The organism is Kaistia granuli DSM 23481 (genome assembly GCF_000380505.1).
In the GTDB taxonomy this organism is placed as follows: domain Bacteria; phylum Pseudomonadota; class Alphaproteobacteria; order Rhizobiales; family Kaistiaceae; genus Kaistia; species Kaistia granuli.
Genome location: NZ_AQYH01000005.1, coordinates 248,290 through 260,526 on the forward strand (window position 1 = coordinate 248,290; position 12,237 = coordinate 260,526).

Genomic DNA, 12,237 nt, shown 5'->3' on the forward strand with positions numbered 1-12,237 from the left:
GGCGGTTCGATTTGGCGTCAATTCGCCAGTCCGGGGCCCTGCCATGCTATAAGCCGGCCCAAGAACGACCCATCAGACTGCAGGTGATGTAAGAATGCCCGAGCAAGCGCTTCGATCGCATGACTATGAGGGCAGGCGCCTCAAGCTCGATACGCTGGTGCGGCTCCGGTGGCTGGCGATCGCCGGCCAGACGGCCAGCGTCGTCGCCGTGCGGTTCTGGCTCGATTTCCCCATGCAGATCGGCCTGTGCCTGGCAGCGATCGCGCTGTCGGCCTGGCTCAATCTCTTCATCAAGATCCGCTATCCGTCCAGCCTGCGCCTGAAGGGGCGGACGGCGGCGCTGCTGCTCGGCTATGACGTGCTGCAGCTGTCGGTGCTGCTGTTCCTCACCGGCGGCTTGCAGAACCCGTTCGCGATCCTGATCCTGGTGCCGGTCATGGTGTCGGCGACCACGCTGGCGCCGCGCCTCACCGTGATGCTGGGCGGGCTGGTGATCGTCGCCGTCACGGTGCTCGGCCTCTGGCACATGCCGCTGCCCTGGGCGGCGGGCGCCTTCATCGCGCTGCCCTTCCTCTACATCCTCGGCGTCTGGGTGGCGCTGACCTGTTCGGTCGTGTTCATGGGCGTCTACGCGTTTCGCGTGGCGGAGGAGTCGCGCCAACTGGCCGATGCGCTGATGGCAACGGAGCTGGTGTTGGCGCGCGAGCAGCATCTCTCCGCCCTCGACGGCCTCGCTGCCGCCGCCGCGCACGAACTCGGCACGCCGCTTGCCACCATCGTCCTGGTCACCAAGGAGCTCGAGCGCGAATTGCCGCCCGACAGCCCCTATGCCGAGGACATCGCCCTCCTGCGCAGCCAGTCGCAGCGCTGCCGCGACATTCTCGGCAAGCTGACCTCGCTGTCGACCGAGTCCGACCAGCACATCGACCGCCTGCCGGTCAGCCATTTGCTGTCGGAAGTGGTCGAGCCGCATGCCGAGGCGGGCATCGACATCCGGGTCAAGCTCGAGAGCGAGAGCGGCAGCGAACCGGTAGGCCGACGTAACCCGGCGATCCTCTACGGCCTCGGCAATCTGGTCGAGAACGCCGTCGATTTCGCCGAGACGACCGTCGAGATCACGGCGTCCTGGTCGCCCGACAGCGTGACGATTGTGGTCGCCGATGACGGCCCGGGCTTCGCCTCCGAAGTGATCGACCATATCGGCGAGCCCTATGTGACGACGCGGGCGCCGACCGCCGAGGCGAGCGAGGATCATGAAGCGGGCGGGCTCGGGCTCGGCTTCTTCATCGCCAAGACGCTGTTGGAGCGGACCGGTGCCAAAATCGACCTCTCCAACCGCGAGGCGCCGGCGCATGGCGCCATCGTGCGCATCGTCTGGCCGCGCGACGCGATGGACCGCATCAGCCCCGCCAGCCAGCCGAGGGCGCTGTTCCAGGATGAGGCGCAGGCGGAAGCGCATGGTTAATGCGGCAAGAATGGCCAATAGCGCGCGGTTTTGACCATCTTGGTTGCAGGACGGCCTTGGCGGGGCGGCTTCGGATGCCTATAACCCGCTCTGGAAGGAAAAGAAAAACCTGGGGAGGGGCGGAGTTAAACGTCTATGACAGACTTAGAAACGGCCGGCCTGTCCGGAACGGACTCCTCGCTCATCATCGTCGATGACGACAAGGCCTTCTTGCAGCGCCTTGCCCGGGCGATGGAAGCTCGCGGCTTTACCGTCGATACAGCCGACAGCGTCGCCGAAGGCATGCGCAAGGTCGACCAGAAGCCGCCGGCCTACGCCGTCGTCGACATGCGGCTGGAGGACGGCAACGGCCTCGACGTGATCGAACTGATCCGCAAGCGCCGGCCTGAATCGCGCATGGTCGTTTTGACCGGCTATGGCAACATCGCCACCGCCGTCACCGCCGTGAAGCTCGGCGCCGTCGACTATCTCGCCAAGCCAGCCGATGCCGACGAAGTGTTTTCCGCCCTGACGCGCGACCCGACCGAGCGCGCGGCGCCGCCCGACAATCCGATGTCGGCCGATCGCGTCCGCTGGGAGCATATCCAGCGCGTCTACGAGCTGTGCGAGCGCAACGTCTCCGAGACGGCCCGCCGCCTCAACATGCACCGTCGTACGCTGCAGCGGATCCTGGCCAAGCGCGCGCCGCGCTGACATCGGCCGGACTGGATCGCAGGATTGAAAACGGGCGCCGCGGCGCCCGTTCGCATGTCCAGGATCGGTCGTGCCAGCCCTACGGCAGAGCGGCGACGACGATGATCTCGACCAGGTGCGCCGGGGTGGCGAGTTTCGATTCGCCCGTGGCGCGCGCCGGCGGGTTTGCCTTGTCGACCCAGGCGTCCCAGACGGTGTTCATGGTGGCGAAGTTCGCCATGTCGGCGAGCCAGATCTGTGCCGAAAGGATGCGCGACTTGTCGGTGCCGGCCTCGGCCAGCAGCGCGTCGATGGTGTCGAGCACGGTCTGGGTCTGCTTGGCGACGTCGTCGCCCGGATTGCCGACCTGGCCGGCGAGGTAGACGGTGTTGCCGTGCACGACGCCTGCGCTCATGCGCGGACCGGGCTGGATACGACGAATGATGCTCATGAAAACTTCCCTTCTGAGATTGGCCGTCCCCGTCTATCGGGATCGGACCGAGGCTTCAAGCCCGGTCGGACGCGACGTTCCGGAGCCGTTGGACGGTCAGATGATTTCGTGAAAGCCCGCATCGGGGTCGAACAGGCCGTGCAACCGGTGGGCGGCGGCCTGGGCGAAGCGCAGCATCATTGCCTTGCGGCGGGCGGCGACCAGCGGCGCATGGGGTGCCTCGCGCAGGATTTCGGCGCCATAGGCGTCGGCGAGGATCAACCCTGCGGCCTCGGGGAAGATTTCGGCGGGCACGCCGGCATGGCTGGCGAAATACAGCCGGTCGCAATAGGGCGCGTAGTCAGGCCATTTGCCGTCGGTGCGGAAGTCGGCGATCGACGACTTGATCTCGACGATGGTGATCTCGCCGGCGGGGCCGAGCGCGATGACGTCGGCGCGGCGGCCGGTCGCCAGCACCAGCTCGGTGACGATCGCATGCCCGCGTGCGCGAAACAGCCGGCCGACGCCGCGTTGGATCGCGAGCGCTGTGTCCGATTGACGACCGTCACGCGGCACGGCGAGGGTAGGGGAATAAACCATGAACAGAGTTTGCCACGGCGCGGTGTCGATTTAAAGGGCGGGAGGCCTCGGCCATTTGGAGGGCTCAAACAGCCCGGGGAGCCAATACGGCTGGCTCACCGCCAGCGATTGTGCAGCCAGAGCCACTGCTCGGGGTGCTCGCGGACCCAGCCCTCGACGGTCGCCATCACCTTGGCGGTGCCGGCGTCGACGTCGATCAGGCCCTCTTCGTCGCGCGGCATCTCGATCGGCGGCGTCAGCTCGACGCGAAAACGGCCATCGGGCAAGCGGATGGTGCGGGCGCCATGCACCGGGCAGTCATAGTGGCGCGCGAGGCGGGCGACGAGCGGGTTGGCGTAGATCGGCCGGCCGAAGAACGGGACTTGCGGACCGCGACGATGATGCTGGTCGGTCAGGATGCCGAGATGCTCGCCGCGATCGAGCGCCGCGCCGACCTCGAAGGTGGCGCCACGGCCGGAGGCGACCAGCTTGCCCATCATCTGCTCGCGCTGCTGCAGCAGGTCCTCGGCGATGACATTGTTGGAGGGCGCGCGGAACAGCGACACCACCGGCAGGCCGAAGCGCGCGGCGACGACCGCGAGGATCTCCCAGTTGGCCAGGTGCGCCGAGAAGATGATGCCGGGCTTGCCGTCGTCGCGCATGGCGAGGAAGTGTTCGACCCCGACGACGTCGATCCGACCCTCGCCGAGGCGCTCGGGGTCGATGTCGACCAGCTTGTCGAGGAAGACATATTCGACGACCGTGCAGCCCAGATTGCTCCAGACGCCCTGGACGATCGCCTCGCGCTCGGCTTCGGACTTTTCCGGGAAGGCGGCGGCGAGATTGGCTCGCGCCAGCTTGGTCTCGGGCACGAAGCGGCCGATGAAGCGAGCGACCGACGAGGCGACCTTGCCGGCCCGCTCTTCGCCGAGCGAGCGCACGCCGACGATCAGCCCGCGCACGACGAAGGCGATCGTCGCATGGACTGCCTTCGAGCGCGTGATACGGCGCGTCAGGCCTTTGAACGGGTTGCGCGCCTTGGAGGCCATCGGATCAGAGCGTGACGATGATCTTGCCGAACACCTGGCGCTGCTCGATGCGGTCCAGAGCCTCGTCGATGTTCTCGAACGGCACGGTGCTGTCGATCACCGGCTTGACGACTCCGGCGGCGATCTTGGCGAGCGACTGGGCGATGTTCTCGATCCGGCAGCCGAACGAGCCGATCAGGCGGAGCTGTTGCTGGTAGAGCTGGAACAGGTTGATCTCGGCCGAGATGCCCGTCGTCGAGCCGCAGGTGACCAGCGTGCCGCCGCGCTTCAGCGAGAAGACGGAGCCGGCCCAGGTGTCGACGCCGACATGCTCGAACACGACGTCGACGCCGCGCTTCTTGGTCAGCTTGCGGACGACGCCCTCGAAGCGCTCTTCGCGATAGTTTATGACGTGGTCCGCGCCGAGCGCCCTGGCCTTCTCGCCCTTGTCATCGCTGCCGACGGTGGTGATGACCGTGGCGCCGACCGCCTTGGCGAGCTGGATCGCCGCCGTGCCGATGCCGCTGCCGCCCGCCTGGATCAGGATGGTCTGGCCGGCTTCGAGCTTGGCGTTGTCGAACAGCATGTGCTGCACGGTGCCGAAGGTGATGGGCGTGCAGGCCGCTGCCTGCACCGAGACACCTTCCGGCGCCGGCACGACATGGCGGGCCTTCAGGGTGACATAGTCGCAGGCGAGGCCGTCGACATGGAAGCCGCGCACGCCGGCGACGTTCTCGCAGAGATTGTCGCGGCCGGCATGGCAGGCCGGGCATGTGCCGCAGGTCTCGGCGCCGTAGATGGCGACGGTCTGGCCGACCTTCAGGCCCTCGACGTCGGCGCCGATCTTCTCGATCGTGCCGGCGGCTTCCGCGCCCACCGTCAGCGGCAGCTTGCGCTTGGCGAAGGCCATGCCGCGCCAGCCCCAGACGTCGATGTGGTTCAGCGCCACCGCGCCGATCTTGACGCGCACCTCGGCCGGACCCGGCTCGGCGGCCATGGGGACATCAACGATCGAGAGCTTGCGGTCGGCGAGCAGCTGGAGGGCGCGCATGAAATATCCGGTCTGACGTTCTGAACAGGGGCCTGCTTTACCGCCTCGGGACCAAACATGCCAGAGGCACGCGATGGACCGAGCGTCGCGGTCAGGCCGGTTCGGCGGCGATCACCAGGCAGGCATTCTGGCCGCCGAAGCCGAACGAGTTTGACAACACCATCGAAACCGGGGCTTCGCGGGCGACGTTCGGCACCACGTCGAGCGAAACCGACGGGTCGGGAATGTCGTGGTTGATCGTCGGCGGAATGACGCCGCTGCGGATGGTCTGGATCGAGAACACCGCCTCGATCGCGCCGGCCGCCGTCAGCGTGTGGCCGATCATCGACTTGTTCGAGCTGATCGGGATCGCCTTGACGTGCTCTCCGAACACGGCTTCCAGCGACAAGGCTTCCATCTTGTCGTTTTCCGGCGTGCTGGTGCCGTGCGCGTTGATGTAGTTGACCTCGTCGAGGCCGATGCCGGCGTCGCCAAGCGCCTGGCGCATGGCGCCGATGACGGGCGAGCCGTCCGGCTTGGAGCGGGTGCGGTGGAAATCGTCGGCCTGCTCGCCGACGCCACGGATGACGGCGAGGATCTCGGCGCCGCGGGCGACGGCCGCGTCGTAATCCTCGAGCACGAGCGCGCCGGCGCCCTCGGCCATGACGAAGCCGTCGCGGTTCTTCGAGAACGGCCGCGAGGCGGTCTCGGGATCCTCATTGGCGGTCGACAGCGCCGACAGCAGCGAGAAGCGGATCAGCGATTCGACCTGCACGGAGCCGTCCGTGCCGATGCACAGCGCCGCGTCCGTATCGCCGCGCCGGATCGCCTCGACGCCGAGCTGGATCGCCGTCGCGCCCGAGGCGCAGGCGGTTGACAGCGAGATCGGCGCGCCACGCGTGCCAAAGCGGTCGGCCGTTTTGTCGGCGACGCAGGCATAGAGCGCATATTCGTAGATGTCGGGATTGTTGAGCGACTGGGCGCTCTCGATCATCCGGTCGTAGGGATCGGCGGTTTCCGCGTCGCCGCTCTCATAGAGATCGCGCTTGACCGACCAGTCGAGCTCGACCGGCGGCACCGCCATGAACAGCATGCCGGGGAAATCGCCCGGCGTGCCGATCTTGGCGCGGGCGATCGCTTCCTCGGCCGCCAGTTCGGCGAGCTTTTCGGTCAGCACGGCCGAGCGCGGCGCCTCGTCGAACAGGAAGTCGACGGTGCCGGCGATCGTCGTGCGGAGATGGTCGACGGGAAAGCGGGTGATGCGGTGGATGCCGGACTTGCCGGAGGTCAGCGCGGCCCAGTTGTCGTCGATGCCCTGTCCGAGCGAGGTGACGACGCCCATGCCGGTGACGGCGACGACGGGACGCCCGAGGTGATCGCGCGTCTTGCCCAGGGTCTTGCCCATGCTCTTGACCTTTCTCAGTCGATCGCTTCGAGAAGCGCCATGCCTTCGCCGCGCCAGAAACCCCAGCTCGTTGCCAGGATCTGGGTAGGGACGTCGGCGGCTTCAAGCTCGAATCCGGTCGGATCGGCCGGCCGATAGAAGCCCTTGCGCGACAGCGCCAGCGCGGCGAGCGCGATCTGGGCTGGGAAGGCGGCTTCGAGGCTGTTGCCGATCAGGCTCTGCGAGGCGCGGATCGGGCCGGCAATGCCCTCGGCGACGAGCTCTTCGAGCAGCGCGCGCTCCTCGAGGGTCGCCGGACCCAGGCCGTTGGCACCCGACAGCACGCCGACCGGCTTGTCGCCGAGCGCCGGACGCAGGGCGTCGAGCTGGCCGCGCGCCACGGCGGCGGCCTGGCCGGGTTCACGGCGGCTGCGGCCGGAAAGCACCGGGCCGAGCTTGGCGTGGGCCGTCTTGCCGCGCGCTTCGGCATGCTCGCGCGATTCCAATACCAGGAAGACACCGAGCGAGCCGGTGACCATGCCGCCGCCGGCGTTCGCACGCTCCCAGACGGCGTTGACGGCGCCCTGCCAGAGCGTGTTGCCGAGCGCCAGGCTCAGCAGCATGTCCTTGCGTTCGGCGTTGTAGGCGGCGCCGACGAGGAACTGGTCGCCCTGGCCGGCGCGGATACGCCGGGCGGCGATCTCGACGGCGCTGATGCCGGCGAGTTCCTCGCCCATGAAGGTGCGCGACGAACCCGTCACCTTGTGGACGATCGAGATGTTGCCGGCGAGCAGGTTGGAAAGCTGGGCCAGGAACAGGGTCGGGCGGAGGTCGTTGGCGAGCCGCTCGTTCAGGAACGCATCCGGCTCGGCCGCGCGATCGAGACCGGCCAGGATCTGGCCGTCGACGTCGACGTCGCGTTCACCACCGCCGGCGGCGACGATCATGTCCATATGCGCCAGGCGCTCGAGATCGCCGGAGAGACCGGCATCGGCGAGGGCCAGGCCCGCGGCATAGGTGCCGAGGCGCTGCCACGGCTCCATCTGGCGCTGGTCGGCCTTGCGCGGGATCTGCTTGTCGAGCTCCAGCGGCACCATCGGCAGAACCGGGAACGGCGCGAACCGTTCCGTTTCGCCAGCGGGGATCCGCGGCGCGTCGACGGCCATGGCCTGCCAGTGCGCATCGAGCCCCTCGCCGAGCGAGGAGATCAGGCCGATGCCCGTGATCCAGACGTCGCGCCCGTCGCTCATGCCGGCCTTGTCGCTCATGCCATGTCTCCGACCGGCGTCAGGCCGATCTGCCGCACCCGCTCGCGCATGGTTTCCACCAGCTCGGGAGCCGGGAAATCCATCACGCGCAGCGTCAGCTCCGCGTCGCAGACCGGGCCGTTCTGCTCGATCTTCGCCTCGGTCACGGCAAAGCCGGAACCGTCATGGGCGAGCGTCGCGTAGACGTCGAGCTCGGCGCCCGGCTCGATGAAGCGGCGGAACTTGGCCTTCTTGCAGCCGGCGAAGAACGGCATGCGGGAAAGGCCGTTCAGGCCGAGGATCAGGAAACCGGAAGCCTGCGCCATGGTCTCGATCAGGAGCACGCCCGGCATGATCGGATAGCCGGGAAAGTGACCTTCGAACACCGGGCTCGTCTCGGGGACGAAAGCCTTGGCATGAATGCGACCGGTCGCAGCGTCGAAATCGACGATGCGATCAATCATCTGGAAATATTCGAGACGCATGGCCGCTTCGACGCCGATCCTGTCAGGCGTTCTTCTTGGCGACCAGGTCGTCGATATGCGCGCAGAGGTTCTTCAGGAGGAAGTACTCCTCGACCGAAGCCTTGCCGGCATTGACTTCCTGGGTCCACTGCTCAAGCGGGATCTTGATCCCGAACTTCTTGTCGAGCGCGAAAACGATATCGAGGAAATCGAGGCTGTCGATGCCAAGATCGTCAATGGCATGCGATTCGGGCGTGATTTTCTCGCGCGGAATTTCGCTGGTCTGGGCGATCACATCGGCGACGACGTCGAACGTGGAAGACATGACGGTCACGTAATCCTATCTAGAATGGCTCTCGCATTTCGGTGCAGATCTGCGCTTTCACGACGAAGTCGAGGCTTGTGCGGCAGACACAACAACCGATCCCGCAAGCCAGGGCGGCAGGGAATTGCATTCGTCCTGATACCGTGTGCCGTCGAGAAATACCAGCCTGTCGCGCCGGTGCGACAAATTCGGTCCTCATCTGATGTTATCCGGCATCGTATCCCTGGACGGCGACGACATCGACCTCGACGTCGAGCTGGTGGTCGCCCGAGGTGACGATGATGCCGTCGACGGGAGCGGCGTCCGAATAGTCGCGGCCGAGCGCCAGGACGACATGATCTTCCGCCGCGATGACACCGTTGGTCGGGTCCAGGCCGATCCAGCCGATGGCGCGGCCGCACCAGACGGCGACCCAGGCGTGGGTGGCGTCGGCGCCCTCCAGGCGGGGCTGGCCGGGCGGCGGCAGGGTGCGCAGGAAACCACTGACATAGGCGGCGGGCAGGCCGAGCGTGCGCAAGCCCGCGATCATCACATGCGCGAAGTCCTGGCAGACGCCGGCGCGCGCCGCGAAGGCCTCGCCGGGCAGGGTGGTGACATCGGTCGCCTCAGGGTCATAGGCGAAATCGGCCTTGATGCGGCGGGTCAGGTCGAAGGCCGCGGCGAGGATCGGCCGCCCGGCCGGAAAGCTCGCCGCGGCATAGGCGCCGATGGCGTCGTCGATGGCGATGACCCGGCTGGCGAACAGGAAATGCACCGGCGACAGCGGGCCAAGATCGGTCTCGGCCACGGCGAGCCGCCTGATTTGCTCCCAGCCGGGCGTCGTCTCGTCGTCGATCGCCTGCTCGGCATCGACGGCGACGCGGGCCCGCGTTTCCAGCGTCAGCGCCTCATGCGGGAAGGCGAAGGCGACGGTGGTGATCCAGTTGCCGAAGAAATCGAGCCCGTCCTGGCGCTCGGTCGGCTCCGGCGTGATGACGAGATCGGCGGCGATGACGCGCTGGCCGGCGCGCGCCACCGGCAGCAGGCGCAGCACCTGGCGGGCGAACGGCACTGGCGAGGCGTAGGTGTAGCGGGTGGTCTGGCGGATGTCGTACAGCATCTATTCGCCGCCCTCGGACGGGTCGGTGGCGCGCCGATGGGTAAAATAGGCGAGCGCGATCTCGTCCGAGATGCGCATCAGTGTCTTTTCGAATTCGAAGATCCTGTCGGCATCGAGTTCGGCCGCGTCGGCGGTGTTGAGTTCCGCCGCCAGCCGGGTCGCCAGCCGGTCGGCCGGCGCCAGCAGCCCGGCCGGCGCATGCGCCGGCAATTCGGACAGCGACTGGCGGATGCGCTCGGCCTGGAAGGCGAGCGCGCGGGGGTTGCGGCTGTCGAGCAGCACCAGGTCGACCACCGGCACGCGGGCCGGCAGCATGACATAGCGGATGCGGTAGGTGATCTGGCTGTCGGCAAGTTCGAGCAGCGCGTCGAGCTCGCCCGCCTTGCCGCTCAGGCCGCAGAAGCGGGCGGCGCGGGCGATGGCGAGGCCGCGCTCGATGCGCCGTCCGGTCTCGAGGAAGCGCCAGCCATGCTGGCGCACCATGTTTTCCTGCACCAGGCCGGAGAAGGCGGCGATCAGGCGCAGCGCCGCATTGGCGCGTTCCAGCATGTCGCTGTCGGTCTCCGCTTCCAGGGGCCGCTGCATCAGCGCCTCGAGATCGGCGACCGTGCGCCAGGCGTCCGGCGACAGCCGGTCGCGAATGACGGACGCGGCGCGGCGCGAGGCCTCGGCGAGGCGGGGCACGGTGTTGAAGGCGTCGCGCTCGGTCAGGATCGACAGCGCCCGGGCCGAGGGCGTGGCGTCGTTGTCATCATCGACGGAGCCGGCGGCGGCCAGCGCCGCGTCGAGCTGGGCGATCACGGCGGCACTCTCCCGCTCGGCGTCGACATGGCGGGCGACGATGGCGCGGACGAGGCGGAGCGCGGCTTCGGTGCGCTCGACATAGCGTCCGAGCCAGAACAGGTTTTCCGCCGCCCGGCTCGGCAGGGTCGAGGTCATGCGCTGCAGCGCCACCCGGTCGGGCGAGGCGAGCAGGGTCGTCTCCGCCACCGGCCCGTCGGACAGCACCCAGACATCGGCCGAGGCGCCGCCCTGATGCAGCGTCACCGCGCGGGCGTCGGGCTGGTCGGAGATGCGGCAGAAGCCGCCCGGCATCACCGTCCAGCCGTCCTGGCCACGCGCGACATAAAGACGGAGGATGGAGGGTCGCGGCTCCAGCCGCGCCGTCTCGCCATCGCCGCGCCAGACCGGCGTGGTCGAAAGCTTGACCGCCTCCTGGCCGACGAAATCCGTGCCGCGCCGGCCGAGCGCGCGGATCAGGTCGGCCTTCAGCTCCGGATCGATCGCGCCGCCGAGCACGGCGCCGTGGTCGAGCAGTCCCGGCACGCGGCTGCCCAGCGCCGGCGCGATCACCATGCGGTCGAACTCGGCCACGACATGGTCGCGCTCCAGCGTCTGGCCGCACCACCAGGTGGCGACATTGGGCAGGATCAGATCCTCGCCGAGAATGCGGCGGGCGAGGCCGGGCAGGAAGCCCAGCATGGCGCGGGCCTCGACCAGGCCGGCGCCGAGTGCGTTGGCGATCGCCACGTTGCGCTGGCGCACCGCGCCGGCGAGGCCGGGCACGCCGAGCCGCGAGGCGGGGTTCAGCTCCAGCGGATCGGCGAAATCGGCGTCGAGGCGGCGGAGCAGAACGTCGGCGCGCTTCAGCCCGGAGATCGTTCGCATGTAGACGGTGTCGTCGCGCACCGTCAGATCCTCGCCCTCGACGAGGACGAAGCCGAGATAGCGCGCGAGATAGGCGTGCTCGAAATAGGTCTCGTTCAAGGGGCCAGGCGTCAGCAGCGCGACGCGCGTCTCCTCGTGCCGGTTCAGGGCATTCAGCCCAGCGCGAAATTCCTGGAAGAAGCCGGCGAGGCGCTCGACGTTGAAGGCGCGGAAGACGTCGGGCAGCGCCCGCGACAGGGCGATGCGGTTTTCCAGCGCATAACCGGCGCCCGATGGCGCCTGGGTGCGGTCGGAGACGACCCACCAGCGGCCGTCCGGTCCGCGGCCGACATCGACGGCGTAGAAGCGCAGGTGATGACCGCCGACTGGCTTGGCGCCGACCAGCGGGCGCAGATATTCCGGGCTGCCGGCGATGATCGCCGCCGGCAGGGCGCCGTCGGCGGCGAGCTGGCCGTCGCCATAGGCATCGCCGAGGATGGCATCGAGCAGCTTCGCCCGCTGGATCAGCCCGGCTTCCAGGCGGGCCCATTCCTTCGGCTCGATCAGGAACGGCACATGCGACAGTGGCCACGGCCGCTCGTCGCCATTCTCGGCCCCATAGACGCGGAAGACGACGCCGGAATCGGCGAGATGCCGGTCGGCGAGCGCGAAGCGGTGCTGCACTTCCTTCGGCCCGAGATCGGCCATCGTCTCGACGAAGCGCATCCAGTGCGGCCGGATCCGGCCGTCATGGCCGACGAACTCATCGGCGATGCCGGGCAGCGGCCGATAATTGGCGATCAGCCGCTCCGCCCTGTCGGCGGCGTCGCGATTGCGGCGGGTTGCTTCCTTGCGGGTCACCATCGC

The 12,237-nt window shown here is 68.2% G+C and carries 12 protein-coding genes; 2 read left to right on the forward strand and 10 right to left on the reverse strand.

Annotated features, from left to right (window positions below; all coding sequences use genetic code 11):
• Positions 1 to 94: 94 nt before the first annotated feature.
• Positions 95 to 1,465: an ActS/PrrB/RegB family redox-sensitive histidine kinase gene (locus G342_RS23510; RefSeq protein WP_018182374.1), complete on the forward strand. Its 1,371-nt coding sequence runs from the start codon at positions 95 to 97 to the stop codon at positions 1,463 to 1,465.
• A 135-nt stretch (positions 1,466 to 1,600) separates the two neighbouring features.
• Complete coding sequence (locus G342_RS0106855) at positions 1,601 to 2,158, forward strand: ActR/PrrA/RegA family redox response regulator transcription factor (protein WP_018182375.1); 558 nt, start codon at positions 1,601 to 1,603, stop codon at positions 2,156 to 2,158.
• A gap of 79 nt (positions 2,159 to 2,237) precedes the next feature.
• Here G342_RS0106855 and G342_RS0106860 read toward each other — a convergent pair whose 3' ends face one another.
• The 10 genes from G342_RS0106860 to G342_RS0106905 all read right to left on the reverse strand — a co-directional run bounded on the left by G342_RS0106860 (position 2,238) and on the right by G342_RS0106905 (position 12,234).
• The gene (locus G342_RS0106860) at positions 2,238 to 2,588 is read right to left on the reverse strand and encodes a RidA family protein (protein WP_018182376.1); all 351 of its coding nucleotides are present in this window, start codon (positions 2,586 to 2,588) and stop codon (positions 2,238 to 2,240) included.
• A gap of 96 nt (positions 2,589 to 2,684) precedes the next feature.
• Complete coding sequence (locus tag G342_RS0106865) at positions 2,685 to 3,167, reverse strand: MmcB family DNA repair protein (RefSeq protein WP_018182377.1); 483 nt, start codon at positions 3,165 to 3,167, stop codon at positions 2,685 to 2,687.
• Between the two features lie 95 nt (positions 3,168 to 3,262).
• Positions 3,263 to 4,195, reverse strand: a complete 933-nt coding sequence (locus G342_RS0106870; RefSeq protein WP_018182378.1) for a lipid A biosynthesis lauroyl acyltransferase — start codon at positions 4,193 to 4,195, stop codon at positions 3,263 to 3,265.
• 4 nt (positions 4,196 to 4,199) lie between these two features.
• The gene (locus tag G342_RS0106875; RefSeq protein ID WP_018182379.1) at positions 4,200 to 5,225 is read right to left on the reverse strand and encodes a zinc-binding dehydrogenase; all 1,026 of its coding nucleotides are present in this window, start codon (positions 5,223 to 5,225) and stop codon (positions 4,200 to 4,202) included.
• Between the two features lie 91 nt (positions 5,226 to 5,316).
• Positions 5,317 to 6,609: a beta-ketoacyl-ACP synthase gene (locus G342_RS0106880; protein ID WP_018182380.1), complete on the reverse strand. Its 1,293-nt coding sequence runs from the start codon at positions 6,607 to 6,609 to the stop codon at positions 5,317 to 5,319.
• Positions 6,610 to 6,623: 14 nt separating this feature from the next.
• The gene (locus tag G342_RS0106885; RefSeq protein WP_018182381.1) at positions 6,624 to 7,856 is read right to left on the reverse strand and encodes a beta-ketoacyl-ACP synthase; all 1,233 of its coding nucleotides are present in this window, start codon (positions 7,854 to 7,856) and stop codon (positions 6,624 to 6,626) included.
• Positions 7,853 to 8,320, reverse strand: coding sequence for a 3-hydroxyacyl-ACP dehydratase FabZ family protein (locus G342_RS0106890; RefSeq protein ID WP_018182382.1), 468 nt, complete (start codon positions 8,318 to 8,320; stop codon positions 7,853 to 7,855). Before G342_RS0106890 ends, G342_RS0106885 begins: the two co-directional genes overlap by 4 nt.
• A gap of 22 nt (positions 8,321 to 8,342) precedes the next feature.
• Positions 8,343 to 8,624: an acyl carrier protein gene (locus G342_RS0106895; RefSeq protein ID WP_018182383.1), complete on the reverse strand. Its 282-nt coding sequence runs from the start codon at positions 8,622 to 8,624 to the stop codon at positions 8,343 to 8,345.
• 205 nt (positions 8,625 to 8,829) lie between these two features.
• A complete protein-coding gene (locus G342_RS0106900; protein ID WP_018182384.1) occupies positions 8,830 to 9,723 on the reverse strand; it encodes a transglutaminase family protein in 894 nt (297 codons plus the stop codon).
• The gene (locus G342_RS0106905) at positions 9,724 to 12,234 is read right to left on the reverse strand and encodes a circularly permuted type 2 ATP-grasp protein (RefSeq protein ID WP_018182385.1); all 2,511 of its coding nucleotides are present in this window, start codon (positions 12,232 to 12,234) and stop codon (positions 9,724 to 9,726) included.
• Positions 12,235 to 12,237 lie beyond the last annotated feature (3 nt).

Excerpts from the sequence above, each read along its gene's own strand:
- G342_RS23510 (WP_018182374.1), top strand. The coding sequence starts at position 95 with ATGCCCGAGCAAGCGCTTCGATCGCATGACTATGAGGGCAGGCGCCTC.
- G342_RS0106855 (WP_018182375.1), top strand. The coding sequence starts at position 1,601 with ATGACAGACTTAGAAACGGCCGGCCTGTCCGGAACGGACTCCTCGCTC.
- G342_RS0106860 (WP_018182376.1), bottom strand. The coding sequence starts at position 2,588 with ATGAGCATCATTCGTCGTATCCAGCCCGGTCCGCGCATGAGCGCAGGC.
- G342_RS0106865 (WP_018182377.1), bottom strand. The coding sequence starts at position 3,167 with ATGGTTTATTCCCCTACCCTCGCCGTGCCGCGTGACGGTCGTCAATCG.
- G342_RS0106870 (WP_018182378.1), bottom strand. The coding sequence starts at position 4,195 with ATGGCCTCCAAGGCGCGCAACCCGTTCAAAGGCCTGACGCGCCGTATC.
- G342_RS0106875 (WP_018182379.1), bottom strand. The coding sequence starts at position 5,225 with ATGCGCGCCCTCCAGCTGCTCGCCGACCGCAAGCTCTCGATCGTTGAT.
- G342_RS0106880 (WP_018182380.1), bottom strand. The coding sequence starts at position 6,609 with ATGGGCAAGACCCTGGGCAAGACGCGCGATCACCTCGGGCGTCCCGTC.
- G342_RS0106885 (WP_018182381.1), bottom strand. The coding sequence starts at position 7,856 with ATGAGCGACAAGGCCGGCATGAGCGACGGGCGCGACGTCTGGATCACG.
- G342_RS0106890 (WP_018182382.1), bottom strand. The coding sequence starts at position 8,320 with ATGCGTCTCGAATATTTCCAGATGATTGATCGCATCGTCGATTTCGAC.
- G342_RS0106895 (WP_018182383.1), bottom strand. The coding sequence starts at position 8,624 with ATGTCTTCCACGTTCGACGTCGTCGCCGATGTGATCGCCCAGACCAGC.
- G342_RS0106900 (WP_018182384.1), bottom strand. The coding sequence starts at position 9,723 with ATGCTGTACGACATCCGCCAGACCACCCGCTACACCTACGCCTCGCCA.
- G342_RS0106905 (WP_018182385.1), bottom strand. The coding sequence starts at position 12,234 with ATGGTGACCCGCAAGGAAGCAACCCGCCGCAATCGCGACGCCGCCGAC.